The sequence below is a fragment of the Dyella sp. 2YAF14 genome (genome assembly GCF_052114725.1).
Lineage (GTDB): Bacteria > Pseudomonadota > Gammaproteobacteria > Xanthomonadales > Rhodanobacteraceae > Dyella.
In genome coordinates, this window is record NZ_JBFRFH010000005.1 from 211370 (window position 1) to 237021 (window position 25652).

Annotated in this window: 22 protein-coding genes; 14 read left to right on the top strand and 8 right to left on the bottom strand. The window is 64.8% G+C overall.

From position 1 onward, the window contains the following. Window positions 1–22 precede the first annotated feature (22 nt). Together fusA and AB4Y82_RS10825 are read left to right on the top strand one after the other, a co-directional pair. Window positions 23–2062, top strand: coding sequence for an elongation factor G (gene fusA, locus AB4Y82_RS10820; RefSeq protein WP_441603160.1), 2040 nt, complete (start codon window positions 23–25; stop codon window positions 2060–2062). Between the two features lie 128 nt (window positions 2063–2190). Continuing rightward, entirely contained in the window at window positions 2191–2712 is a 522-nt protein-coding gene (locus AB4Y82_RS10825; protein ID WP_441603095.1) for a GreA/GreB family elongation factor, read from the top strand. A 134-nt stretch (window positions 2713–2846) separates the two neighbouring features. On the opposite strand, the gene AB4Y82_RS10830 is transcribed toward AB4Y82_RS10825, so the two are convergent. Continuing rightward, window positions 2847–3314, bottom strand: coding sequence for an SET domain-containing protein (locus AB4Y82_RS10830; RefSeq protein ID WP_441603096.1), 468 nt, complete (start codon window positions 3312–3314; stop codon window positions 2847–2849). Window positions 3315–3499: 185 nt separating this feature from the next. Here AB4Y82_RS10830 and AB4Y82_RS10835 point away from each other — a divergent pair, with 185 nt between their 5' ends. From AB4Y82_RS10835 to AB4Y82_RS10850, 4 genes are all read left to right on the top strand, one after another. After that, complete coding sequence (locus AB4Y82_RS10835) at window positions 3500–3982, top strand: hypothetical protein (RefSeq protein ID WP_441603097.1); 483 nt, start codon at window positions 3500–3502, stop codon at window positions 3980–3982. A 36-nt stretch (window positions 3983–4018) separates the two neighbouring features. Beyond that, a complete protein-coding gene (locus AB4Y82_RS10840) occupies window positions 4019–5794 on the top strand; it encodes an acyl-CoA dehydrogenase C-terminal domain-containing protein (RefSeq protein ID WP_441603098.1) in 1776 nt (591 codons plus the stop codon). 175 nt (window positions 5795–5969) lie between these two features. After that, a complete protein-coding gene (locus AB4Y82_RS10845) occupies window positions 5970–6443 on the top strand; it encodes a GNAT family N-acetyltransferase (RefSeq protein WP_441603099.1) in 474 nt (157 codons plus the stop codon). Between the two features lie 57 nt (window positions 6444–6500). Next, window positions 6501–7208 (top strand): DUF899 family protein, encoded by a 708-nt coding sequence (locus AB4Y82_RS10850; protein WP_441603100.1) that lies wholly within the window; start codon window positions 6501–6503, stop codon window positions 7206–7208. 9 nt (window positions 7209–7217) lie between these two features. Here AB4Y82_RS10850 and AB4Y82_RS10855 read toward each other — a convergent pair whose 3' ends face one another. Together AB4Y82_RS10855 and AB4Y82_RS10860 are read right to left on the bottom strand one after the other, a co-directional pair. Next, the gene (locus tag AB4Y82_RS10855) at window positions 7218–7619 is read right to left on the bottom strand and encodes an ester cyclase (RefSeq protein WP_441603101.1); all 402 of its coding nucleotides are present in this window, start codon (window positions 7617–7619) and stop codon (window positions 7218–7220) included. A 188-nt stretch (window positions 7620–7807) separates the two neighbouring features. After that, a complete protein-coding gene (locus AB4Y82_RS10860) occupies window positions 7808–8575 on the bottom strand; it encodes a SapC family protein (protein ID WP_441603102.1) in 768 nt (255 codons plus the stop codon). Window positions 8576–8827: 252 nt separating this feature from the next. On the opposite strand from AB4Y82_RS10860, the gene AB4Y82_RS10865 reads away from it, so the two are divergent. After that, window positions 8828–9430 carry an HNH endonuclease gene (locus tag AB4Y82_RS10865; RefSeq protein WP_046971024.1) on the top strand — a complete coding sequence of 201 codons (603 nt, stop codon included), beginning with the start codon at window positions 8828–8830 and terminating at the stop codon, window positions 9428–9430. On the opposite strand, the gene AB4Y82_RS10870 is transcribed toward AB4Y82_RS10865, so the two are convergent. Continuing rightward, a complete protein-coding gene (locus AB4Y82_RS10870; RefSeq protein WP_441603103.1) occupies window positions 9427–9849 on the bottom strand; it encodes a low affinity iron permease family protein in 423 nt (140 codons plus the stop codon). The two genes, AB4Y82_RS10865 and AB4Y82_RS10870, sit on opposite strands and share 4 nt — an antisense overlap. 130 nt (window positions 9850–9979) lie before the next feature. Between AB4Y82_RS10870 and dxs the strand changes: the two genes are divergently transcribed. Then, window positions 9980–11869: a 1-deoxy-D-xylulose-5-phosphate synthase gene (gene dxs / locus AB4Y82_RS10875; RefSeq protein ID WP_441603104.1), complete on the top strand. Its 1890-nt coding sequence runs from the start codon at window positions 9980–9982 to the stop codon at window positions 11867–11869. A 66-nt stretch (window positions 11870–11935) separates the two neighbouring features. Here the strand turns inward: dxs and prmC are convergent, their stop codons facing one another. The 3 genes from prmC to AB4Y82_RS10890 form a co-directional block, all read right to left on the bottom strand. After that, window positions 11936–12760 (bottom strand): peptide chain release factor N(5)-glutamine methyltransferase, encoded by an 825-nt coding sequence (gene prmC, locus AB4Y82_RS10880; protein WP_441603105.1) that lies wholly within the window; start codon window positions 12758–12760, stop codon window positions 11936–11938. 103 nt (window positions 12761–12863) lie between these two features. Further along, on the bottom strand, window positions 12864–14540 hold the full coding sequence (locus AB4Y82_RS10885) for an FAD-dependent oxidoreductase (RefSeq protein WP_441603106.1): 1677 nt from the start codon (window positions 14538–14540) through the stop codon (window positions 12864–12866). Between the two features lie 135 nt (window positions 14541–14675). Continuing rightward, entirely contained in the window at window positions 14676–15593 is a 918-nt protein-coding gene (locus tag AB4Y82_RS10890) for a LysR family transcriptional regulator (RefSeq protein WP_441603107.1), read from the bottom strand. A gap of 102 nt (window positions 15594–15695) precedes the next feature. Between AB4Y82_RS10890 and AB4Y82_RS10895 the strand changes: the two genes are divergently transcribed. The 6 genes from AB4Y82_RS10895 (at window position 15696) to AB4Y82_RS10920 (ending at window position 21359) form a co-directional block, all read left to right on the top strand. Further along, complete coding sequence (locus AB4Y82_RS10895) at window positions 15696–16925, top strand: acyl-CoA dehydrogenase family protein (RefSeq protein ID WP_441603108.1); 1230 nt, start codon at window positions 15696–15698, stop codon at window positions 16923–16925. Further along, window positions 16922–17989: a phosphotransferase family protein gene (locus tag AB4Y82_RS10900; RefSeq protein WP_441603109.1), complete on the top strand. Its 1068-nt coding sequence runs from the start codon at window positions 16922–16924 to the stop codon at window positions 17987–17989. Before AB4Y82_RS10895 ends, AB4Y82_RS10900 begins: the two co-directional genes overlap by 4 nt. Window positions 17990–17992: 3 nt before the next feature. Then, complete coding sequence (locus tag AB4Y82_RS10905; protein ID WP_441611272.1) at window positions 17993–18682, top strand: histidine phosphatase family protein; 690 nt, start codon at window positions 17993–17995, stop codon at window positions 18680–18682. A 73-nt stretch (window positions 18683–18755) separates the two neighbouring features. Continuing rightward, window positions 18756–19526 carry an SDR family oxidoreductase gene (locus AB4Y82_RS10910; RefSeq protein ID WP_441603111.1) on the top strand — a complete coding sequence of 257 codons (771 nt, stop codon included), beginning with the start codon at window positions 18756–18758 and terminating at the stop codon, window positions 19524–19526. Between the two features lie 14 nt (window positions 19527–19540). Next, the gene (locus AB4Y82_RS10915) at window positions 19541–20329 is read left to right on the top strand and encodes an SDR family oxidoreductase (RefSeq protein ID WP_441603112.1); all 789 of its coding nucleotides are present in this window, start codon (window positions 19541–19543) and stop codon (window positions 20327–20329) included. A gap of 13 nt (window positions 20330–20342) precedes the next feature. Next, a complete protein-coding gene (locus AB4Y82_RS10920; protein ID WP_441603113.1) occupies window positions 20343–21359 on the top strand; it encodes an NADP-dependent oxidoreductase in 1017 nt (338 codons plus the stop codon). Between the two features lie 129 nt (window positions 21360–21488). On the opposite strand, the gene AB4Y82_RS10925 is transcribed toward AB4Y82_RS10920, so the two are convergent. Next, entirely contained in the window at window positions 21489–25628 is a 4140-nt protein-coding gene (locus tag AB4Y82_RS10925; protein WP_441611273.1) for a hypothetical protein, read from the bottom strand. Window positions 25629–25652: the final 24 nt, after the last annotated feature.

A 25652-nucleotide genomic window follows, 5' to 3' on the forward strand; every position in this document is an offset into this window, starting at 1 on the left:
CCAGCCATGGGAGGGTCGCATCGTGTCGTACAACACGGAAAACATCCGCAACATCGCGCTTGCCGGACATGCCGGCGCCGGCAAGACCACGCTGTTCGAAGCCCTGCTGCACGCCGGCGGCGTGATCCAGAACCAAGGGTCGGTAGAGCGCGGCACGACCCAGTCCGATACGGACGAACAGGAAAAAGCGCGCGGGCATTCGATCGATACCGCCATTGCCAGCATCCCGTTCGGACAGAGCCATATCAACCTGATCGACACGGCGGGCTACGCCGATTTTCGCGGGCCTACGCTGTCGGCATTCGCCGCGGTGGAAACCGTGGCCATCGTGGTCAATGCCTCCAACGGCATCGAATACGGCACGCGCCGCATCATGGAGCGCGCGGGCGAACGCAAACTGGCGCGCGTGCTGGTGATCAACAAGATCGATTGCGACGTGGCCAAGCTCGCGCCACTGGTGGATGCGCTGCGCGAGGAATTCGGCACGCAATGCCTGCCCGTGAATCTTCCGGCCGAAGGCGGCACGAAGGTGCTCGACTGCTTTTTCCACAGTGATGGCGCCACCGACTTCTCGTCGCTGGCCGAAGCGCACCAGCGCATTCTCGACCAGGTGGTGGAAGTCAACGAAACCGTGATGGGCCACTATCTCGATGCGGGTGAAGGCGACCTCACGCCGCAGGAATTGCACGACGCGTTCGAGCAATGCCTGCGCGAAGGGCATCTGGTGCCGATCTGCTTCGTCAGCACGCGTACCGGCGCCGGCCTCAAGGAATTCCTGGAACTGGCCGAACGCCTGCTGCCCAATCCGGCCGAAGGCAATCCGCCGCCGTTTCTCAATAGCGACGACGAAACGATTACCGTCAACGCCGATCCCAGGGCGCACGTGATCGCCGACGTCTTCAAGATCGTCAACGATCCGTTTGTGGGCAAGCTTGGCGTGTTCCGCGTCTGGCAAGGCACGGTCAAGCGCGACACGCAGCTGTTCATCGACGACAGCAAGAAACCCTTCAAGGTGGGACACCTGTTCCGCTTGCGCGGCAAGTCGCACGAGGAGATCGAACAGGCGATACCCGGCGACATCGTGGCCGTGGCGAAAATCGAGGAAATCCATTTCGACGCCGTGCTGCACGATTCGCACGACGAAGACCGCATCCATCTCGCGCCAATGCGTTTTCCGCAGCCCATGTTCGGCCTGGCGCTCGAACCCAAACACAAGGGACAGGAACAGAAACTCTCCCAGGCCATCAGCCGCCTCGCCGAAGAAGATCCGTGCTTCCGCGTGGAGCATCACAAGGAACTCAACGAGACGGTGGTGCGCGGACTTTCCGACCTGCATCTGAAGGTGATGCTGGAGCGCATGAAGGAGCGTTACAGCGTCGAAGTGACCACGCATCCGCCGCGCATCGCCTACCGCGAAACCATTGCCGGGCGTGCGGAAGGCCATCATCGGCACAAGAAGCAAACCGGTGGCGCCGGCCAGTTCGGCGAGGTGTTTCTGCGCGTCGAACCGCTCGATCGCGGTGCCGGTTTCGAGTTCGTCGATGCGATCAAAGGCGGCGTGATTCCGGGGCAGTTTCTCCCCGCCATCGAGAAAGGCGTGCGCCAGGCGCTGGAAACCGGCGCCATCGCGGGCTATCCGATCCAGGACGTGCGCGTCACCGTCTACGACGGCAAATACCACGCGGTGGACTCCAAGGAAGTGGCCTTCATCAGCGCCGGCAAAAAGGCATTTCTCGATGCGATCGGCAAGGCCCGGCCGATCGTGCTCGAACCCATCGTGGACGTGGAAGTGGCCATCCCGGAAGCCAACGTGGGTGACGTGACTGGCGGACTAGCCGGCAAGCGCGCGCGCATCATGGGCACCGATTCCTTGCGCGGCGGCGAGCTGGTGATCAAGGCGCAGGCGCCTCTGGCCGAACTCACCGACTACCCCACCGAGCTGAAGGCGATGACGGGTGGCCGCGGCCGCTACAGCCTGGATCTCAGTCACTACGAACCGGTGCCGATGCCGGTACAGAAACAGCTGGCCGAGGCGTGGAAGCCGCACGTGGACGACGACTGACCCCGTAGCAAGGCCTGAACGGGCGCGACCGGCGTCGCGCTCGTGCGCCTCCCCAGCTTGAGGCGCCGCAAATACGCCGCATGTGTTTAATGGAGACGCGCCGAAATGGACGGCGCTGGAGGCATGCGATGAGCCGCTCCTTCGTGAAGGATGCGGACGAGTCCGTCGGCGAACGGCTGCCGGATATCCCGCTGAGCGAACACCCCAATGTTGTGACGAAGCGTGGACTGGCGCTGCTGCGTGCACGGCTGGTCGCCATGCGCGAACGGCGCGACGCGCTGCGCGCTGCCGCCGACACCTTGCCGCAGCAGCGCGAGCTGGCCGAGGTGGAGCGCGAACTGCGCTGGCTCAATACGCGGGTCGGCAGCGCGATCGAAATCGACCTGGCGCAACAGCCACGCGACCGCGTGGCGTTCGGCGCGCTGGTGACAGTGGACAGCGACGAGGGCGAAGTACGCTACCGCATCGTCGGCGAAGACGAGGCCGACGTGGAACACGGCCTGGTGAGTCACGTCTCGCCGCTGGCCAAGGCCCTGCTGGGCGCCCGCGTGGGTGATGAGGTGACGTGGCAGCGGCCGGCGGGGGACTTGGTGATCGAGGTGATCCGGATCGAGTATCCGAAAGACCCCCAGGCCACCTCACCCTTGTAGGAGCGCACTTGTGCGCGACCGGCGTCCGCGAGGACGCCCGCCGCTGGTGCGTGTGTCGCTAAGAGCGTGTACTGAGGTGAGTTGCGATTCCGCGGTCGCGCACAAGTGCGCTCCTACAAGGGGATCGCAGGGCTTCAGCGCTTGGCCTTCAACAACGTGCCGCTGCACTTGGGCGAGCCGCACAGGCACTGCCACAGCTTCTTCAGGCGCGCGGTATGGGGCACGTCCAGGGTGATGCCGTAGTCGTAGGTGAGTTCTTCGCCGGGCTTGATGTTGCGGATCGCCTCGATCAGCACGCGATCTTTGCGAGCGTCGCCGTTCGCGCTTTCCTCGATCACGGCCTGGCAATTGGGATCGCAGCTGTGGTTGATCCAGCGTGCCGTGTTGCCCTTGCGATTGGCATCGATCAGCCATTCGTCGTTGAGCGTGAACAGGAACGTATGCCCGGTTTCGCCACCATCGCCGTAGAGCCCATCGGCCTCGGCATGGCTCATCAGCGTGCCCTTGTACTCGACGACTTCCTCGCCCTTCTTGATCGGAGCGACGGCGAACACGCCATTGCCATGGATGGGGGAGCGGCGGGCAACGATACGTCGGGTCATGGGCAGGAGGCAGTGGGGGATGAGCCGGAGATGATGCCTGCTGCGTTGCGCAATGGGAACCTCTGGCGCGTTGGTCACGACGACGTAATCGCATTCGCGCTGAGATGAATCCCGGACAGCGGAACCCCGTGGACAGACCACGAGGTCCTCCTGCTAAGATTCAAACAATCGTTTGAGGTGCATCCATGAAACGACTGCTCGGTTGGGTAGTGCTGCTCGTGTTGGTGGCTGGTCTGGTGGCCTGTGGGCCGCCCAAGAAGAGCGTGTTTCCGCCGACGGTGAGCATCCAGGAGATGCGCACCCAGCCCAACGGCGAATGGCGCGTGACGTTGCGCATCCAGAACAACAGCTACGGTTCGATGGATTTCACCTCGCTCGATGGCCAGCTGCAGGTGGCCGAACTGGTGCCCGTCCGCCTGCATACGGCGTTCGATCTGGACATTCCCCCCTTCGCCGCCGACGTCACCCAGATCAACCTGCTGCCTACGCCGGAGATGACCGCCGCGCTCAAGGCCGCCGCCGTCAAAGGCAGTGCGGGCAGCGTGCCCTACAACGTGACCGGCACGGCGAACGCCAAGCCCGAGCAGGAAAAAGAAGCTCGCGATTTCAGTTTCCACGGCAATGACTGGCTGTCGCCGGTGCCGGGGATCCCCAACACCTGGCGCTGATGTCGGCGCCTGCATGACCCACGAAGGAACTCTGCCATGACGATCTACAAGGCCCCTCTCGACGACCAGCGCTACACCCTCTTTGACGTGCTCGGGGCCGAAGCCGTGCTCACCAAGCTGGAGGGCGGCGAGGGTCACACGCGCGATCTGCTGGACGCCGTGCTGGAGGAAGCCGGCCGCCTGAGCGAAGCGGTGCTGGCGCCGTACAACGCCAGCGGCGATGAGGAAGGCTGCCACTTCGACAAGGCCACCCACACGGTGACCACGCCGAAGGGTTTCAAGGAAGCCTTCAAGGCGTTTGCCGAAGGCGGCTGGACCGGCCTGATCCAGGCCGAACGCTTCGGCGGCCAGGGCCTGCCCAATGTGATGGGCACCGCCACCAGCGAGATCTTCCAGGGCGGCAACCTGGCGTGGAGCCTGTACCCGCTGCTGTCCGAAGGCGCCTGCCATGCGATGGAGATGCACGGCACCCAGGATCAGCAGGACACCTACCTCAAGCCGATCGTCGAAGGCCGCTGGACCGGCACCATGTGCCTGACCGAGCCCCAGGCCGGCTCGGATCTTGGCCTGCTCAAGACCCGCGCCGAACCCGGCGACAACGGCAGCTACAAGATCACCGGCACCAAGATCTTCATCAGCGCCGGCGAGCATGACCTGGCGCAGAACATCGTCCATCTCGTGCTGGCCCGCCTGCCCGATGCACCGGCCGGCAGCCGCGGCATTTCGATGTTCATCGTGCCCAAGTTCAAGGTGAATGCCGATGGCTCGCTGGGCGAGCGCAACAGCGTTGCCGCCGGCGCCATCGAGCACAAGATGGGCCTGCGCGGTTCGGCCACCTGTGTGATGAATTTCGACGCGGCCGAAGGTTTCCTGATCGGCGCGCCGCACAAGGGTCTGGCCGCCATGTTCACCATGATGAATGCCGCCCGCCTCGGCGTGGGTGTGCAGGGTTTGGCGCTGTCCGAGCGTGCGCTGCAGAACAGCACCAACTACGCGCGCGAGCGCCTGCAGGGCCGCGCCCTGTCCGGCCCGAAGTTCCCGGACAAGCCGGCCGACAATCTGATGGTGCAGCCGGACGTGCGCCGCATGCTGCTCACCCAGCGCTCCCTGGTGGAAGCCTCGCGCGCGCTGCTGCTGTACACCTCGCTGCAGACCGACGTGGAAGCCCGCGGCGCCGACGAAGCCACGCGCAAGCAGGCCAGCGACCTGGTCGCGTTCCTGATCCCGATCGCCAAGGGCGTGGTCACCGAGCTCGCGCAGGAGTGCACCAAGGAAGCGCTGCAGGTGTACGGCGGCCACGGCTACATCGCCGAAAACGGCGTGGAGCAGTTCGTGCGCGATGCCCGCATCATCACCTTGTACGAAGGCACCACCGGCATCCAGGCGGCCGACCTGCTGGGCCGCAAGATCCTCCAGCTGCAGGGCACCGGCTTCAAGCTGTTCCTGCAGGAGATCCTGGCGTTCTGCCAGCAGCACGCACAGGATGCTTCGCTCGCCGGGCTGATCGGTCCGCTCGCCAAGCACGCCAAGGAATGGGCCGACCTCACCCTGACCCTCGCCCAGCGCGTGCAGGCCAACCCGGAAGAGCTGGGCGCCTCGGCGATGGATTACCTGTATTACTCCGGCTACATCACGCTGGCCTATATGTCGGCACGCGGCGCCGCCGCGCTGGCCAACAGCAGCCAGCAGGAAGCGTTCAAGCAGGCCAAGCGTGACAACGCGACCTTCTACTTCGCCCGCATCCTGCCGCGCAGCCTGACCCACAAGGCCGCCATCGAGGCCGGCGTGGATACCATCCCCGCCATCGCCTGATGTGATGCACCCAAGGCCCCTCCATCACGGAGGGGCCTTTTTCTTTGTGTGGGAGCGCACCCTGTGCGCGACAGGCCACGAACCACACGAGTGCCTCTTCACATTTTCAGGACTACCGTCTAGACGTCCGTAGGTGTAGAAAACGCTCTACTTTCGCGAATCCGGTTGTTCCCGCATGAGCGACACCAGCTATCTGATCCGTCTGGCCGAGGACGACGACGACTTCATCCTTGGCCTGGTGCCTCGTTTCGTGGACTTCAGCCTGCCGCCATGGCGGCGGCGCCACGAATGCATCGAAGGCATCCGCAAGGACCTCAGCCGTCATCTGGATGAGCAGCCGGCCAACAGCTTTTTGTTTGTGGCCGAAGACAGCGACGGCGTGGCGGTCGGCTTCATCCATCTGCAGAAAACGCAGGATTACTTCACCGGCCGCAGCAACTGCCACATCTCCGATCTTGCCGTGGCCGCCCAGCACGAAGGCCGCGGGGTGGGACGCGCACTGCTCGATCACGCCGAAAACTGGGCTCGCGAACATCGCTGCCAGCTAGTGACGCTGGCAGTGTTCCCCGGCAATGAACGCGCGCGCGCCGTCTACGAAAACGCAGGCTACGCCGCCGACCTGCTGCGCCTGGCCAAGCCCGTGCGTTGAGCGATGGTCGGCGCCCAGGGCGCCATGCCGGCAGTCACCGCACGACGGGAGACAGTCATGACCGACACACTGCACACCGTTCGATTCCCCGGCGAAAGCCCTGCCTATCGGGTCGCCCGTGATCGCCTGCTGAGGGCGGAAATGGAGCTGCGGCGGCAGACCGAAGCGACCGCCGCGCTGCGCCGTGCACTGCCGCTGGGCGGCACGGTTCCGGTGGACTATGCCTTCGACGACGAAGGCGACACGCCGATCGATACCGATATCGAACGCCAGACGCGCCTGTCCGATCTGTTTGCCGATGGCAAGGACACGCTGGCGATCTACAGCTTCATGTTCGGGCCGGCGATGTCGGCGCCTTGTCCCTCGTGCTCGTCGATACTCGATGCGCTCGACGGCGAGATGCCGCATCTTCGGCAGCGCGTGAATGTGGCGGTGGTAGCGAAGTCGCCGATCCAGCGCATCCGCCATTTCGCGCGCGATCGCGGCTGGCGCCATCTGCATCTGCTGTCCTCCGCGCACAATACGTACAGCGCCGACTACCACGGCGAAAGCGCCGATGGCAGGCAGATGCCCGCGCTCAATATTTTTCTCAGGCGCGATGGCCAGGTGCATCACACCTGGTGCAGCGAGTTGATGTTCGTGACGCCAGAGCCGGGGCAGGATCCGCGTCACGTCGATGCGATCTGGCCGCTATGGAACCTGCTCGACTGCCTGCCCGAAGGACGCGGCGCCGACTGGCGGCCCAGCCTTACCTATGGCGTCTGAAGGCGATACTCACGGCGGAGGCAAGCTCATCTGCGCGAACATCGACGCCGTGTCACGCACGCCCCAGCGGCGTTCGATGTGGCCTTCCTTCACCACGAACCATTCCATCGCCAGCACTTCGTAATCCTTGCCGGTGACCGGGCCACCGCGGAACGATTGCACCGAACGACCGCGCTCGGTGTAGCGCACCACGACAGTGTCGCCTTCGGCCACCACCGCATCCACTTCGAGGCTCATCTGGAAGCAGCGCATCAGTTGCTCCCACACCGGGCGCGCCATCTCCAGGCCTCCCCAGCCCAGCGCGCCATGGATCAAGGCATCGGGCGCGAACAACGCGCACACGCCATCGAGGTCGCCGCGGTTGAACGCGTCGACGTACGACATCACCACGCGCTTGTTCTGCTCGGACATGCCCGCCCCGTTCTGGGGATCGCGTCGGCGGCGCCACGCAGCCCCGTTCGGCCCAAGCATATCGCCCGGCCCTGCTTGAATGGCGTGAGGATGCCGGACCTTGCCGGGATAAAGCACAGTTCAGCCGCAACGCCTTGCACGCCGCGGACAAGGTCGCGGCGCCCGCAGGCGCCGCGACGCGAGTTGCATCAGTTCTTCAGCGCGGAGGAAGCAGCCAGTTCGGCCTGCTCGCGCTCGCTGAGGCGCTGGGACACGCGGTCGATATTGCCCAGCGACACCAGGTGCGCATAGATCCAACCGAACACGCCTTCACGCAGGAACTCGAGCGCGGTCTGCTCGTCGAGCTGGCGCAGCTTCTCTTCATTGACCACGAACAAGCCGTTGAGGTTGATGGACTTGCCATCCTTCTCCAGACGGATGTTGCGCGGCTCGAGCAGCTTGTGCTTGCGCAGCTGCTCCATAAACCACTGCGTGCGCGATACGTGCTGCTGGAACTCGCCGAGGAAACGCACGGCGTTGTTCAGCACTTCGCTCTCGCTGCCGTCGTCCTTGAACAGGACTTCGCCCTCGGTGGTGTTGAAGCCTTCGTAGGCTTCGTCGAGGAACACGGTGAAGTCGTCGCCTTCGGCGCCCACCGGCTTTTCGGCCAGCACGAACGGATAGCGGCGGATGAAGGCCGGGATATAGGTGTTGGGCACCCAGTGCCCCTGTTCGTTGATGAACAGGTTCTCGTTCTCGCGCAGGCCCAGCAGGGCCATCGGGCCGGCGTCTTCGACGGTCACGCCGCCAAACAGGATCGGCAGGTCGCGCGCGGCTGCGGGAAATTCCACGCCGGTCAGCGGCACCGAGTGCACCGAGCCGGCGAACTTGAGGTTGGGGATCGGCTTGATGCGCAGATCCTTGTGTTCAGTGCGGTTGAGCGGAACAGGACGCTCGTAGAAAAGAACTTCAGCCACGTTAATACCTCTCCCCAGCCGTGCCGGGGTCGCCACCCAGGCTCCCCCTCCCAAACCCGGCCTCGGGTCTACAAATGAACGGACACTATATCAGCGCTTCCGCCGACACGAGAACACCCGTCGGGCATGCCTTCCCCTGCCCTGACAACCATTTGCGTGTGTTCTGTCATGGATTTGGTCTATCCTCGGCCACATACGAGCATCTTTGCGGCACCCGAACGTTCATTCCCCTGGGTTGAAGGACGGTTTTGCATGCTGATGGAAGTACCTGGCCGCGTTGTCGATCTTCATTCGACCCGCGTGCTGTCATTGGACGCCGCCGGCAGAATTCTCGACTGGATCAGCTGGCAGGAGGCCGTTTGCCTCTATGTTCGCGACGCCGTGGCCTGGACGCTGGGCGACCCTTGCCTGACGGTGCATGGCGGCCATAACCGCCTCAGCGGGCTGCAGAGCACGCTGTCCCTGCATCCCATCATTGCCAGCACCGGTCACTGCCGCGATCACGCCATCGATCCCTCGCCGGCGCTCACCAATACCGCGCTGTTCGCCCGCGACCGCTATCTGTGCATGTATTGCGGCCAGCGCTACAGCCGCGGCGAACTGACCCGCGATCATGTGCTGCCGATCTCCAAGCAAGGCAAGGACAGCTGGGAAAACGTGGTCAGCGCCTGCCTGGCGTGCAACCTGCGCAAGAGCAACCGCACACCGCAGCAGGCCAATATGCCGCTGCTGGCGGTGCCGTACCGCCCGAGTTGGGTGGAGCATCTGATCCTGTCCAACCGCAACATCCTGGCCGACCAGATGGAATTCCTGGTCAACCATCTGCCGCGCGATCGTCGCGAGCACATGGTTTAAGGCGTTTCGCTTTCGGCTTCGAACGGGTCGTCCTCGTCCTCGATGCGCTGCAGCTCATTGCGCGCCAGCTCGGCCAGCCGGCAGTAGCTGCGCCGGATGCGGTCGAGGGTTTGCTCGTCGAGCTCTTCCAGGTTGAGCAAGGCGTTGTGCGCCTGTGAGCTGCGGATCAACTCGTCCAGCTTGATCTGCACGGCGGTCGAATCGCGGTTTTGGGTGTTCTGGATCAGGAACACCATCAGAAAAGTCACGATGGTGGTGCCGGTATTGATGACCAGCTGCCAGGTGTCGCCGAAGCCGAACATCGGCCCGGTGACGGCCCAGGCCACCACCACCAGCACGGCCAGGACAAAGGTGACCGGGCGACCGGAATAATGGGCGACGGATCCGGCGAACCGCTGGAAAGCCTTGCGTGTGCTCATGGGAGGGCCCTGGCTGAATGACTGCGCCGGAGCCTCGCCCCTGCCGTGTCAGCGCCGTGTGGAGGCGCAGCCCGCAAGAATTCACCCGGCTGCCCTTGCCCCGCCTCCCCGCTGGGCCAACAATACGCCAATGAACGACCTGTCCCGCTACCCCCATCTGGCGCCCATCGAGACGCCGGCCGACCTGCGCAAAGTGTCCGACGACGAGCTGCCTCTCGTCGCCGACGAGCTGCGCCAATACCTGATTGAAGCCGTGGCGAGCTCTGGCGGCCATTTCGGCGCTGGCCTGGGCGTGGTGGAACTGACCGTCGCGCTGCACCACGTGTTCGACACGCCGAACGATCGCCTGGTGTGGGACGTCGGCCACCAGTGCTATCCGCACAAGATTCTCACTGGCCGTCGCGACCGCATCACCACGATCAAGAAGAAGGACGGCCTCGCTCCGTTCCCGCGTCGCGAGGAAAGCGAGTACGACACCTTCGGCGTGGGCCACTCGTCCACCTCCATCTCGGCAGCGCTGGGCATGGCCATCGCCGCGCAGCGCAAGGGTGATCAGCGCAAGGTCGTCGCCGTGATCGGCGATGGCGCGATGACCGCCGGCATGGCCTTCGAAGCGCTTAACCACGGCGGTGACGTGGAGCCGAACATGCTGGTCGTGTTCAACGACAACGGCATGTCGATCAGCGAGAACGTCGGAGCGCTGACCAAGATGGCGGCGCGCGCCATGAGCAGCCGTCGCTTGAATGCGCTGCGCGAGCGGGCCAAGCGCGCCATTCCGAAGCAGTCGTTCTTCGGCCGCTTCTTCAAGCGCTGGGAAGAGCACGCCAAGGGCATGTTCGTGCCCAGCACGCTGTTCGAGGAACTGGGCTTCCACTACACCGGCCCGATCGATGGCCACAACATCCCGCAGCTGCTTACTGCGCTGCGCACGGTGAAGAACCTGCCCGGCCCGCAGCTGCTGCACGTGATCACCACCAAGGGCAAGGGCTACGCGCCGGCGGAACAGGCGCAGATCGAATACCACGCCGTGGGTCCGTTCGATCCGCAGGCGGGACTGGTCAAGAAAGCCGGCCCGTCCAAGCCCTCTTACACCGACATTTTCAGCGACTGGCTGTGCGACATGGCCGCCGCCGACGAGCGCCTGCTGGGCATCACGCCCGCCATGCGCGAAGGCTCGGGCCTGGTGCGTTTTTCCAGGGAATACCCGCAGCGCTACTTCGACGTGGCGATTGCCGAGCAGCACGCGGTGACGCTGGCCGCCGGCATGGCTTGCGAAGGCGCCAAGCCGGTGGTGGCGATCTACTCCACCTTCCTGCAGCGTGCGTTCGACCAGGCCATCCACGACGTGTCGATCCAGAACCTCGACGTGACCTACGCGATCGATCGCGCCGGTGTGGTCGGCCCCGATGGCGCCACGCACTCGGGCAGCTTCGATCTGTCGTTCCTGCGTTGCCTGCCGAATATGGTGGTGATGGCGCCGGCGGACGAAAACGAATGCCGCATGATGCTCACCACGGGCTTCCAGTATCACGGCCCCGCCGCGATCCGTTACCCGCGTGGCACGGGGCCGGGTGTGCCGCTGCAGCAGGAGCTGGAAACGCTGCCGATCGGCAAGGCGGAACTGCGTCGTCGCGGCCATGGGCTGGCACTGCTCAGCTTCGGCGCGATGCTGGCGCCGGCGGCGGAGATTGCCGCCGAAATGGACGCCACGCTGGTGAACATGCGCTTCGTCAAACCGCTGGACGAGGCGATGATCCTGGAACTGGCTCGCACCCACGATGCGTTCGTGACGCTGGAAGACAACGCGATTGCCGGCGGTGCGGGCAGCGGCGTGGCCGAGTGCCTGGCCGCGCATGGCATCGTCAAGCCGATCCTGCACCTGGGCCTGCCGGACGCCTACCTGGAACACGGCAGCCGTGAAGAAGTGCTGACCATGGCTGGCCTCGACCTGCCGAGCATCCGCCGTGCGATCCGCGCCCGCTTTCCGCAGGTGGGCTCGCGCAGCCAGGTCACGGCCTGATCGGTTCGATCACCGAAGTTCGATGAAAACGCCGCGCACTGCGCGGCGTTTTCATTTGGACGTCCATCAGGCTCCGGGCCAGATCCCGCCGCTGACGCGATCGCGCTGTTCCAGATCCTGCTCGGTGAATACATCGCGGTAGCCCGCGGCGGACAACACCTCGCGCACCGCCGGCCCCTGGTTCCAGCCGTGTTCCATCAACAGCGCACCGCCGGGCTCGAGATGGTCGCGCGACTGCGCCACGATCTGGCGAATGTCGTCGAGGCCATCGGCCCCGGCAGCCAGCGCCGACGACGGTTCGAAACGCAGATCGCCTTGCGCGAGATGTGGATCGCTCGCTTCGATGTACGGCGGATTGGAGACGATCAGTTCGAAGCGCTGGTCCGCCAGCGCCGCCAGCCAGTTGCCATGTGCAAAACGAACGTTGCCTATGCCGTGCCTGGCGGCATTGCGCGTGGCCACGGCAAGCGCGTCGGCGCTCGCATCCGTCGCCACCACCGACGCCGTCGGGCACTCACGCGCAAGGGCCAGCGCAATCGCGCCGCTGCCGGTGCCCAGATCCGCCACTCGCGTGGCCGAGGTCATGCGCGCGAGGGCAAGCTCCACCAGCAATTCGGTTTCCGGCCGCGGAATCAGCGTGGCCGGCGTGACTTCCAGGTTCAGGGTCCAGAATCCACGATGGCCCGTGATGTATGCCACCGGCTCGCCATCGCGCCGGCGCTGCACCAGCGTGTCGAACGCCTTGATCTGGGTGTCGTCGAGTTCGTCGTCGGCATGGGCGATCAGCCAGCTGCGAGGCTTGCCGAGCACGTGCAACAACAACAACTCGGCCTCGAGTCGCTCGCCGAGCGCATCGGCGGCATCGGCGACGATTGCACGCACTTCAGCCACGATGACGGCTCCGGTCGAATGCAGGGAAATGACTGACGATCGACCAGGCCGACATGGCGGGCTTCCAACACGAAGGAAGCCACAGTGTAGAGCCTGTACCGCCTCAGACCGCCGTGGGCGACAGATAACGATGCACCGCCTGGATCACCACCGAGCCCTCGCCCACGCCAGACGCCACCCGCTTCACCGACCCCGAGCGCACATCGCCAACGGCGAAGATGCCGGCCTTGGTCGTTGCGTACGGTGATTCAAGGATATGGCCCTGGTCGCAACGACCGGTAAGCACGAAGCCCTTGCTGTCGAGCGCCAGGCAATCCTTGAGCCAGTCGGTGTTGGGTTCGGCGCCGATCATCACAAACACATTGCTGCAAGGGCGCGTCGTGGACTCGCCGCTCTCGCGTTGCTGCCAGGTCACGCGATGAAGACGACCCTCCCCTTCAAGCCCTACGATTTCGCAATGCGTATGCAGGGTGATCGACGAAGACTGCAGGATGCGCTGCACCAGATAATCGGACATGGTGGCGGCCAGGCCCGACGAGCGCACCAGCACGTGCACGTGCGAGGCGATGCGCGAGAGGAATACCGCGGCCTGTCCGGCGGAATTACCGCCACCGACGACGATGACTTCCTCGTTCTTGCACAGCTGCCCTTCCATCGCGGTGCAGGCGTAATGGATGCCTGCTCCCTCAAAATGCTCATAGCCCGGCACATCGAGTTTGCGATAGCGCGCGCCGGTGGCCACGATCACCGCGCGTGCCTGCACGCTCTGGCCGTCATCGAGCAACAGGCGATACGGATGCACCGAACAATCGATGCCTGCGGCCTGCCGCGAGATCGCCAGGCGGGCGCCGAACTTCTGCGCCTGCGCCTGCGCTCGACCGGCCAACGCCTGTCCCGAAATGCCGGTGGGAAAGCCCAGGTAGTTCTCGATCTTTGACGAGGTACCGGCCTGGCCGCCCGGTGCCACCCCTTCCACCACGATGGTGGAAAGACCTTCCGACGCGGCGTACACGGCGGCAGCCAAACCAGCGGGGCCCGCGCCGGCCACAGCGACGTCGTAGACGAAATCGGGATCGATGGTCTCGGTAAGCCCCAGTTCGTCGGCCAGCTCGGCGGTGCTCGGGTTCTGCAGGAAGCAACGCTCCGGGCAGATCACCACCGGCAGCTGGTCGAGCGTGAGCTGGAAGCACTCGATAAAACCGCCCGCGTCGGGGTCGGTCTCCGAATCGATCAGGCGATGCGGATAGCCGTTGCGCACCAGGAAGCGTTCGAGCCGCAAGGTATCGGCGCTATGCCCCGGCCCCACCAGGATCACGCCGCCGAAACCGGCCCGGATCAGGCCTACGCGCCGCAAAATGAAGGCACGCATGATGATCTCGCTGATGTCCGCTTCGGCGGCCACCATGCGACGGAAATCGTCCGCGTGAACGCGCAGCACGCGGCTATCCATCGCCACGCGGGCCGATGCAACCACGGCGCGGCGGTTGAACATGTTCATTTCGCCACTGAACTGGCGCGCCGCATACATGGTGAATACGCTGGACTGACCGTGCTGATCCACATCGAGGATCTCGACCAGGCCATCGAGCACGAGGAAGAAATCCACGCCGCGCTCACCGCGCTGGAACAGCATGGTGCCGGCGGCTACGTTTTCCTCGCGACCATAGGCTGCGATGCGCCGGACCATGGATGGATCCAGCCGCGGAAACATCTGCTCCTTGCGGTTCATCGGATCGGTCGGGTCGTAAACGACCTCGGGTGCTGGCGACTGCTCGGACATGCAAGACACCTCGTCGTGGGGGCGGCCCGGCAGCCAGCTGCCAGGCTCGTCCTTGGGTTATTTCAGCGCGTATGGCGGGGACCGCGCGGCGCTGCTACCTGCATCCTGCGCCGCAACCAAGTCGCTCGCAAGTCATTACGGCGACGCCTGCATGGCGGCCGTGATCGACTTGACGAGGCGTTCACGAAACCATCGATGCGCCTGGTCGCTGTCCTTGGAATCGTGCCAGTAGGCGAGGATCGGGATGGCCTTGATGCGCACCGGCAGCGGCTGCATGGCGATGGGCAGGAGCACGGCGAGGTGATCGGCGTACGCCTTGGGCACGGTCAGCAACAGGTCGCTGGCCGCCGTGATCTGGCATGCCGAAAAGTAGTGCTGCGCCACCATGCGCACTTCGCGGAACATCCCGTTCTGGCCCAGCAAGGTATCCAGCGCGCTTGCCTCGCCCAGCGGAGAGACGGTGACGTGCTGCGCGGCGAGATAGTCCGCGCGGCGCAGCGAGCGCGACGACGGATGGTCGCGACGCATCACCACCACCAGCGTCTCATCGAGCAGGCGTCGGTGGGAAATATGCTCGCCAGCGCGCAAGGGGCGATCCACCGCCAGATCCAGTGCGCCGGTGCTCAGTTCGCGCTCCACCTCATCGGCGGCCACGCGCCGGCTCACTACGCGCACACCGGGTGCCTCCCGGCCGATGCTGTCCATCAGTCTCGGCAAGGCAATCGATTCGAGGATGTCGCGAAAGCCGATCACGAACTCCATCTGCAGTCGCGCTGGGTCGAAGCTGGGCTGTGCGTGCGCGCTGGCCATCAGGCCTTTGAGGTGCCCCTGCACCGCCGGCATCATCGCGCGCACCTTGTCCGTGGGCAGCAGGCGATTGCCCTGCCGTACGAATAGCGGGTCACCCAATTGGTCACGCAGACGACGCAGGGCGTGGGTCACCGCCGGCTGGGTCAGGTGCAGCACGCGCGCTGCGGCGCTCACGCCGCCTTGCGTGTAGATCGCGTCAAGCACGCGGAACAGATTGAGGTCGATACGGCTGTCACGATCCATGCTCTGGCCCATTCTTATGGCTAATGTCTACCCATAAAGTATATTCATTTCAATTATTGGCCGCCCAAGGCGTACGCTCCCTGAGAGTTGAGGAGCACAGCCATGGATTTCGCCCCCGCCGAACGCACCCGCGAACTCACCGAACGCCTGCAAGGCTTCATGCGCGATGAGGTGCTTCCCGCTGAGCCCGTCTATATGGCGCAACTCACCGGCAGCGCCGACTATCGTCAGTGGCGCCAGCCCCCGGTGATGGAACAGCTCAAGTCGCGCGCGCGCGCCGCCGGCCTGTGGAACCTGTTTCTGCCCGACCTGGAAGACGGCCCCGGCCTGAGCAATCTGGACTACGCGCCGCTCGCCGAAATCATGGGCCACTCGTTCATCGCGCCCGAGGTGTTCAACTGCAACGCGCCCGACAGCGGCAATATGGAAGTGCTGCATCGCTACGCGTCTGCCTCGCAGCGCGAACAATGGCTGGAACCGCTGCTGCGCGGCGAGATCCGCTCCGGCTTTGCGATGACCGAACCCGATGTGGCTTCGTCCGATGCCACCAATATGCGCGCCACCGCCACCCTCGAAGGCGATGAAATCGTCTTGAACGGCCGCAAGTGGTGGACCACCGGCCTCGGCCATCCGCATTGCCGCTTCGTGATCTTCATGGGCCTGAGCGATGCGCAGGCCGAGCCGCATCGTCGCCACAGCATGGTGATCTGCCCGCTGGATACGCCGGGTGTGCACATCGAACGCATGTTGCCGGTCTTCCACGACTACCACGAGCCCAGCGGCCACGGCGAACTGCACTTCGCCCATGTGCGACTGCCGTTGAGCAACGTGATACTCGGGCCCGGTCGTGGCTTCGACATCGCACAGGGGCGCCTGGGGCCCGGTCGCGTGCATCACTGCATGCGTGCGCTCGGCGCCGCAGAGCGCGCGCTATCGCTGCTATGCCAACGCGCGCAATCGCGTGTGGCCTTCGGGCAGCCGCTGATCAAGCTTGGCGGCAATGCGGATATCGTGGCCAACCTGCGCATGGCCATTGAACAGGCGCGACTACTCACGCTGAAGACCGCATGGGTGCTGGACACGCAAGGCAGCAAGGCGGCGCTAAGCCTGATCTCGCAGATCAAGGTGGTGGTGCCTGCGGTGGCCCAACACGCGGCTGATGCCGCCATCCAGATCCACGGCGGCGCCGGCCTTACCGACGATTTCCCGCTCGCCCAGCTCTACGCCTATGCACGCGTGCTGCGACTTGCGGACGGTCCGGACGAAGTGCATCGCGCCGTGGTCGCCAAGATCGAAGCCAAGGCTCAACTCGCTGCAGGAAGCCCCGCATGACCGCCATTCCGGATCAGGCGCGCAGCGTGCGCGAGGAAGACGCCTTCGATATCGCCCGCGTCGATGCGTTTCTCAAGCAACAGATCGATGGCCTGGTTGGCAGTCCCACCGTCAGGCAATTTCCGGGTGGCGCGTCCAATCTCACTTATCTGCTGAGCTACCCCGATCGCGAACTCGTGCTGCGCCGTCCGCCGCGCGGCGCCAAGGCAAAATCCGCGCACGACATGCTGCGCGAGGCGCGCGTGATGGGCGCGCTGAAAGCCAGCTATCCCTATGTGCCGGCGATCCTCGCGCGTTGCGACGACGACAGCGTGATCGGCCAGGACTTCTACGTGATGGAGCGGCTGAGCGGAACGATACTTCGCCGCGACCTGCCCGCCGAACTCGGACTCGATCGCGACGGCGTGCATGCGCTGTGCCTGGGCTTTATCGATCGCCTGATCGAACTGCATCAGGTAGATGCCACCCAGGCCGGGCTGAAAGAGCTCGGCAAGGGCGAGGGTTATATCGCTCGCCAGCTCGCGGGTTGGAGCGAACGCTGGCGACAGGCGACCACGGAAGGTTCCGACCCGTGCGAGGACGTGATTGCCTGGCTCGATGCGCAGCAACCCGCGCATGACAACGCAAGCTGCGTGGTCCACAACGATTTCCGCTTCGACAACGTGGTGCTCGCCAGCGACAACCCGCTATCCATCATCGGCGTGCTGGATTGGGAACTGGCCACCATCGGCGATCCGTTGATGGACCTGGGCAGCTCGCTCGCCTATTGGGTGCAGGCCGACGACGACGCGGTGTTTCAATCGTTCCGCCGCCAACCCACCCACGAAGCCGGCATGCTCACGCGCCGCGAAGTGGTCGCCTACTACGGCGAGCGCACGGGCATGGATGTGTCGGGCTGGCGCTTCTACGAGGTTTTCGGCCTGTTCCGGCTGATGGTCATCATCCAGCAGATCTACCGGCGCTATGCGCTGGGGCAGACCACCAACCCGCAGTTCGCCGGCTTTGGCGATGCGGCGCGCTATATGGGCATGCGTTGTCGCCGCATCATGGCGGCGAAGGACTGACGCATGCGCGAGCTGCTGTTGATCCGGCACGGACAGGCAAGCTTTCATGCCGAGGATTACGACCAGTTGTCACCGCTGGGCGAACGCCAGTCGCTGCTGCTGGGCGAATGGATGGGCGAATGTGGCGCGATGCCGGATCGGGTGGCGATGGGTCCGCGTGCGCGTCATCGCGACACCGCGCTGCCTTGCCTGCGCGCCGCCGGTGTCAGCACGCCTCCGATCACCCTGCCCGGCCTCGACGAAGTCGATCACCTGGAATTGCTGGCGCGTCTTCGACCCGAGCTGGCCGGCGCCGGTGCCCTGCGCGCGGCGATGAAGCAGCAAGCCGATCCCTATCGCGCCTTTCAACAATTGTTCGTCGAAGCGCTCCGGCGCTGGACCAGCGGTGAGCACGATGCCGACTACAGTCGCAGCTGGCAGGACTTTCGGCGCGACGTGCTGGACGCGCTTGAGCAGCTTACCCAGTCGCCCGCCGAAACGATCTGGGCCTTCACCTCAGGTGGCCCCATCGCCGTGATCGCGGGCGCCCTGCTGCAGGCACCGGAAGCCAAGACCTTCGATCTCAGCTGGTCGCTCGTGAACACCGGGGTGACGCGCCTTCGACTAGGCTCCCGCGGCGCTCAGCTGGCGACGTACAACACATGGCCGCACCTGGAGCGCACGCGTGACGCATCGCTGGTGACCCTGCGATGAAACGACCGCCTCCACGCGCCCATAAGGCACATCGCACGACTCGGACTGGACCTCTCTCAGGAACCCTCACTCCATGACCACATCCAACACCTTCGACCTCGCCGGCAAGATCGCCATCGTCACCGGCGCCAGCCGCGGCATCGGCGCCGAGATCGCCAAGTTGCTCGCCACCCATGGCGCGCACGTCATCGTCTCCAGCCGCAAACAGGCCGACTGCCAGAGCGTGGTGGACGAGATCGTGGGCCTGGGCGGCAAGGCCGAAGCCGTGGCCTGCCATATCGGCGAGATGGAACAGATCGAGGCGCTCTATGCGCACGTCGAGAAGACGCATGGTCGACTGCATATCCTGGTCAACAACGCGGCGACGAATCCGTACTTCGGCCACATCATCGATACCGATCCCTCGGTGTTTCAGAAAACCGTCGATGTGAATATCCGTGGCTATTTCTACATGTCTACGCACGGTGCGCGCCTGATGGCGAAGAACGGCGGCGGTTCCATCATCAACGTGGCCTCGGTGAACGGCGTGGTGCCGGGCTTCCAGCAGGGCATCTACTCGATCACCAAGGCCGCGGTGATTTCCATGACCAAGGCCTTCGCCGTGGAATGCGCGGAGCAAGGCGTACGTTGCAATGCTTTGCTGCCTGGCCTGACCGATACCAAGTTCGCGTCGGTGCTGGTCAATACACCCGCCATCCTCAAGCAGGCACTCGCCCACGTGCCGATGCGCCGCGTGGCGCAGCCGTCGGAAATGGCTGGGGCCGTGCTGTATCTCGCGTCCGATGCCGCGTCCTATACGACGGGCAGCGTGCTCAATGTCGATGGCGGCTATCTCTGCGTCTGACCCAAGGAACCTTCATGAGCCAGCTACAGAATCAACGCGTCGCGGGCAAGCGCGCCTTCGTAACCGGTGCGGCCGGCGGCCTTGGTACCGCGATCTCACACATGCTGGCGCGGCATGGCGCCAAGGTCTTCGTCACCGACGTGAACGCCGCTGCCGCTGCGGCGCTCGCCGATGACATCAATCGCGACGCAGGCGCCACGGTTGCCTGGTCCAGTGCGCACGATGTCAGCGACGAAGCCGCGTGGAAGGACACGCTTGCGCAAGCTGCACAAGCCATGGGCGGCGTGTCGGTGCTGGTCAACAACGCCGGCATCGGTTCACTGGGCGGCGTGGAGAACATCGAGCTGAAGGAATGGCGCCGCGTGATGGGCATCAACCTCGAAGGCGTGATGCTCGGCTGCAAGCACGCGATGCCGTATCTGCGCGACGCGCAGCCAGGCTCGATCATCAATATCTCATCGCTGGCCGCGTTCAAGACCGATCCGAGCTTTACCGCATACAACACCTCCAAGGCCGCGGTGGCTGCACTGAGCAAATCCGTTGCGGTCGATTGCGCGCATCAGAAGATCGATGTGCGCTGCAATTCCATCCATCCCGCCTTCATCCGCACCGGCATCGTCGCGCCGATCTTCGCCAGCATGGGCGAGGCAGATGCCACGCGCCGGCTGGCGCGCGTCAACCCGATGAATCGCCTGGGTGATCCTGATGACGTTGCCTATGCGGTGCTTTATCTAGCCTCGGACGAAAGCCGCTTTGTCACCGCCGCCGAACTGATGGTCGATGGCGGCGCCCGCGCCGTCTGACCAGGAGACCACCATGAGCTTCAAGAATCGCCAGCTGCTGTTGAAGACCCGTCCCGAAGGCCTGGTCAGTCTCGATCATTTCGACCTGCACGAAACCACCACCGCCGAACTGACGGATGGCCAGGCCCTGGTGAAGGTGTTGTATCTGTCCATGGATCCCACCAACCGCGTGTGGATGAGCGACGTCCCGCAGTACATGCCGCCGGTCGCTATTGGCGAGGTGATGCGCGGCCTGGGTATCGGCCGTGTGGTGGCATCGAAATCCGCGAACTATGCGGTGGGCGATCTGGTGCAAGGCCTGGTGGGTTGGCAAGACTATGCCCTGCTCGATGAAAACAAGATGGGCTACTGGGTGAAGTTGCCACCCAAGCCGCCGGTGGCACTGCCCACCTTGCTCGGCGCCTGCGGCTTCAGCGGCATCACCGCCTATTACGGCCTGGATGAAATCGCGCCCGTGCAAGCCGGTGAAACGCTGGTGGTGTCCGCCGCTGCGGGTTCGGTGGGTTCCATCGCCGGACAGATCGGCAAACTGCGCGGCGCGCGCGTGGTCGGCATCGCCGGTGGCGCGGAGAAATGCCGCCACCTGGTGGAAGACCTCGGCTTCGATGCTGCGGTCGACTACAAAGCCGATGACTTCAAACAGAAGCTCGCGGCCGCCACCCCGGATGGCGTGCACGTCAATTTCGAAAACGTGGGCGGGCCGGTGATGCGCGCCGTGTTGTCGCGCATGGTCAACGGCGGGCGCGTGGCGCTGTGCGGACTGATCGCCAACTATGCAGGCGGTGGACGCGGGCAAGACGATTACAGCGTGATCATTGTCAAGCGTCTCACCGTGCGCGGCTTCCTGGCGTTCGATTACAAGGATCAGGCGCGCGCGGTGCGGGATCTGGTGGGCTGGGTGGTCAGCGGCAAGATCAAGGCCGGCGAAACCGTGGCGGATGGGTTGGAGAACGCGCCCATGGTGCTCAATCGGCTGTTCGATGGAAGCCATACCGGCAAATTGGTCTTGAAGGTAAGTGACGACGACTGAGGTTGCGTGGGTCGCGCACAGGGTGCGCTCCTACAATGTCGCGAGGCACCCCTGTGGGAGGGCACCCTGTGCCCGACAGCCACCTGTACGAAAACCAGGCGCCCCGGCTTCCGCCGGGGCGCTTCGCCTTTACGGACTTGCTTCCGGCACCGGCGGCGGCTCTGCCACCTTAGGTTTGCGCGCCCGCCAGTACCCGCCCTTGCTCCACGCCTCAAACCCCCAGCGCAACCAGCCGATCAAGGCATTGGCCAACCACAGCGCCCACAACAGCATGGCGATCTTGTAGACCCACAGCGACACACTCAGCACCCCGCCCTGCGGCAACACGCTGTCGGTCTGATCGGCAAACCAGTTGAGCTGCCACGCGGTGGATTCGTTGCCACTCACATGCATGTCGGGCAGACCGAGCAGACCCTTGGGCACAGCCGAGATCAGCACGACGATGGCCACCAGCGTGACGATACTCAGCGCGATCTGCGCGAGGTTGAAGCTTGCACGATAGCGCTCCGGCAGGACGTGACGCGCGCGCAGCCCCAACAGGATCAACCACACGACCACCACGGCGTACGCACCCCACGCGAATGCGGAAAAGCCCAGGCCCAAGAGCAGCCACTGATGAAAACGCAGCGGCGTGGGCGTGTAGCGGGCCAGCAGCCATGCGGCCATCAGCAGCACGATGAGCTGCGACCAGTACAGCACGGCCGGACCCATGCGCGGCCCCCAGGTCCACAGCACCCAGCGGCTTTCGGGGAGCGTGTGACGCAACTGGATATTCGCAGCCGGTGCATTCAGTTCGAAGAGCGGCGTGCGCGTACCAAACGCCACACCTTGCGGCTCACGCAGGCGCAACGTGTAGACATGCGTGCCCGGCAGCAGCGGCAGGCTGAGCTTGTCGTCGCGTATCGCCAGACTCAAAGCGATGGCATCACGCCTGGCCTCCAGCAGTTCGGCACCCTTCGGCAAGCCGATGGCGTGCTCGCCGCCGCGCGTGCTGCGCGCCGTGAGCGTGAGCAGGGTTTCCGTGCTGCGCTCGCCTGCGCGGCTTTCCACGTCCACCCGGTCGAAGGCCAGGCTGTCACCGGCGATGGCCTTGGGTTGCGTCACCGTGACATGCAGGCTCTCGCCCGGCAGCGGCTGGAAGCGCAGGCCCTGACCGTCCTGGCTGGACGGTACGCCCTTCGCGTCCAGATGCCACATGGGCGAGGACTGCAATACCCAAGTCTCCGCGCGTTCGCCCAGTCCGGGTGCCGTCAAGGAGAGCACGTCGGCGCGATCCAGACGGCTCGTCCAGCTCTTGCTGTTTTCGCTGGCATTGAAGGTGACGCCAATGCGGCCATCGTGCACACGGGCGTCGTCACCCAGGGGATGCTCGCCGGGCAGCAGCGGCAGGTCCAGACTGAAACCGCCTTCGTTGGGGGCGATGCGTTGCACCGTGTTGCGCACCGTCCACTCGCTGCCCAGCACCAGCGTGCGCGTGAGCCGGACATACGGCGGGAATGCCTGCGTCATGGCAGTGGGTGTGCTGCCGTCTTCCATGACGCGCACTCGATTGAACGTGAGGCTATCGCCGAGCAGGCGACCATCGGCCACACCATCGGGTTTCCAGCCATTGCCGTTGAACACGATGTGCTGCGGGCGCAGCGGGAAATGCAGCGTTGCGACGTCGGCCGATGATGCGCTGTACCGCAGCGATACGTGATGCACGCCACGCTCCAGCCTGACCAGCACGCCATCGTCGTCGCGCGTCAACGCAGCGTCCCGGTTATCGACCGCCACGGTCTGCAACATCAATACAGGACCGCCCAAAGGCAACGGCACGGCAACGTCGGTACCGGCGTGCATTTCCATATCGACGATCAGCTGATCGCCATTCGCCAGGAACGTGGCCTGCGCCACAGCCGCGCAATCAGGCGCGCACTTGGGTGCCTCGGTGAGACGGTTGCGCAACTGCACAAGCATGCCGTCGTTCGGCGTGGCCTGCGCATGGGCGCCGTGCGGCACCAAGGCGAGCACCAGCAACGCCGTCGCGCTACCGCGTATGCGCACACCGCGCCACTGTCCCTGCAGCGTTGGCCACAGGCGCGAGGCCAGTCTGGCCAGCAGCATGAGCAGCAAGGCCAGCATCGCCACGCGCAACAGGCGAACCAGCCATGCGGGTGCAATGACCAGATGCGTGGTTTGATCGACCGTGACCGGACCTGACCAGGCGAGGCGATAGTCGTTGCCGACATCCCAATCGGGCGTGCCGCGACCGGCCTGGATGATGCTGCGGGCGTCCGACTCCTGCCCGACATTGATCAGCGAGCCGGTGACGGTGACCGACTCCAGTGAGCGCTGAGGCTTTACCTTCTGCAGGATCATTGGCGGCGGCTGACCGCCAACGATGCCCGCGGACGGCGCGATCATCGCAGGCGCGGCTTCTTCGGACCCCGATGCATCCGCTGGCGGTGGCGGTGGCGGTGGCGGTGGCGGTGGAGGCGCGGGCTGAGCGATGTAGCCCGCCTGTTCCACCATGTCGACCCGTGCCTGGAGCCTACGACTCACTTCCGACTGGACGCCGCTTTGAATACGCCCTTCTTCCAGCTGCGGATGCAGCGCGTATTCCATTTGCGCGGCCGCGAATGGCAGCGTCCACAGCACAGCGATCACCAACAGCGCCATCGCGCCGACGCGTGACGCCCACCTCAACCTGCCTTCGGGTAACGCACGCACCAGCAGCGCCAGTGCAAATGCCAGTGCCAGCGTCCAGCGGGGCGCGCCGGCCTCGTGTTGTGCGAGCGCGAGAAAACCCAGCGCAACGAGCGCCCACGGCCAGCCCAGCAAGCGTCCGGCGAGCAGCGCAATCAGCGCCACCACGAACAGGTCGAGCAGACTCCATTGCGCCACCCAGGAGTCGGGCGAATGATCGGCGCCCGACGCACCGATCAGGCGATAACCATAAGGGAGGTGCAAGGTGGTCTCGATGTTCTCCAACGGCAGCAACCAACCGCCTGCTGGCGCGCTACCACGTTCGGGCAGTCGCAGCCCTGCCGTTAGGTTGAGCCGCGCGTCGCGCAGTTCGACACCGCTGCGACCGTTGCCGCCGTCGGTCACCAGCAGCGGACGCTCCGGCTGCGATGCGTTTTGCAATTGCCACGGCGCAGCGACATCCAGTCGCTGACTGCGGCGCAATGAGCCAGTCAGACGATCGGCGGCAGTAAAACCCTTGCCATCGAAGTCAAGCCACAACTGGCGATGCAGCGTGATCTGATCGCCCTGCCCGCCCTCACCACCGCGCATGCCTTGTTCGATGCTGAGGCCGTGGTTCGCATCGAGGGCGAATGCCGGCAGATCCACCCACAGGTCCGGCACATCGGCCTGGCCAGCGTCGGTAGGCTGTCCTTCGACGCGTGTGGTGCGAAACGAGAGGTGGTCTTCGTAACTCCAGATTTCCTGGGCGGGCCAAGGGGCGCCAGGCAGGTTCAGACTGATCTGTTTTGGGACTTCGGTACTGCGCGCGCCCAAGGTGATTGCCCACTGGCCAGGACGCAGCTGCACGCGAAGGCGTCCGTCACTTTCCAGTCGTGCCGGCAAGCCGCCTTCGATAAACGTGGCGACAAACCCTTTGGGCAAGACCGGTCCGAGCAGTTGTTCGCGCGAACTGCCGGTGACGTTGAGTTGCAGCTCGGTCTGCAGATCGGCCGGCATGCCATCTTGCAGTCGCCGGAACACGCGCATGGACAAGGCATCTGCCACGCGTTGGGCCTCAGCGGCCTCGCCCAGCGTCAACTGCGCGCCGTTGCGTTCGACACGCGTCACGGGAGTGCCGTCCAGTGTCAGCGTGACGAGACCGATGGAAACAGGCACCTCTAGGCGCGCTGGTCGGTTTTCCCAGGGCAGCGTGCCGTGTAGCGCGTAGTCGCCCGGCTCGAGCAGCAAGGCCGGCTTTTCGTCGTGGTCCAGCACGACCATCGGCTTGCCGTTGACACCCACCTGCTGTGGCCAGTTGCGCTCGTCACCGGGCAGCGCCACCCAACTGCGCCCATCCACATGGACGTCCAGACTGAAGCGGGCTCCAGCCTTGCCGGCGTCAAGGGTAAGCCGCCCGGGCCACGCACACTGTCGGTCTGCCGTGGTACCGCTTGCAGTGCTCAGCACCGGGCACGCATGCTCCGGCACTTCATGCAACACCCAATCCTGCCAATCCTTCAACGGTGGTGGTACGTCCTGCGCCATGGCTGGCGCGATCAACAACACAAGCGGGCACAGCCATTCCCACGGACGACGCATGTCTCTCTCCCTGACTACCCGGGT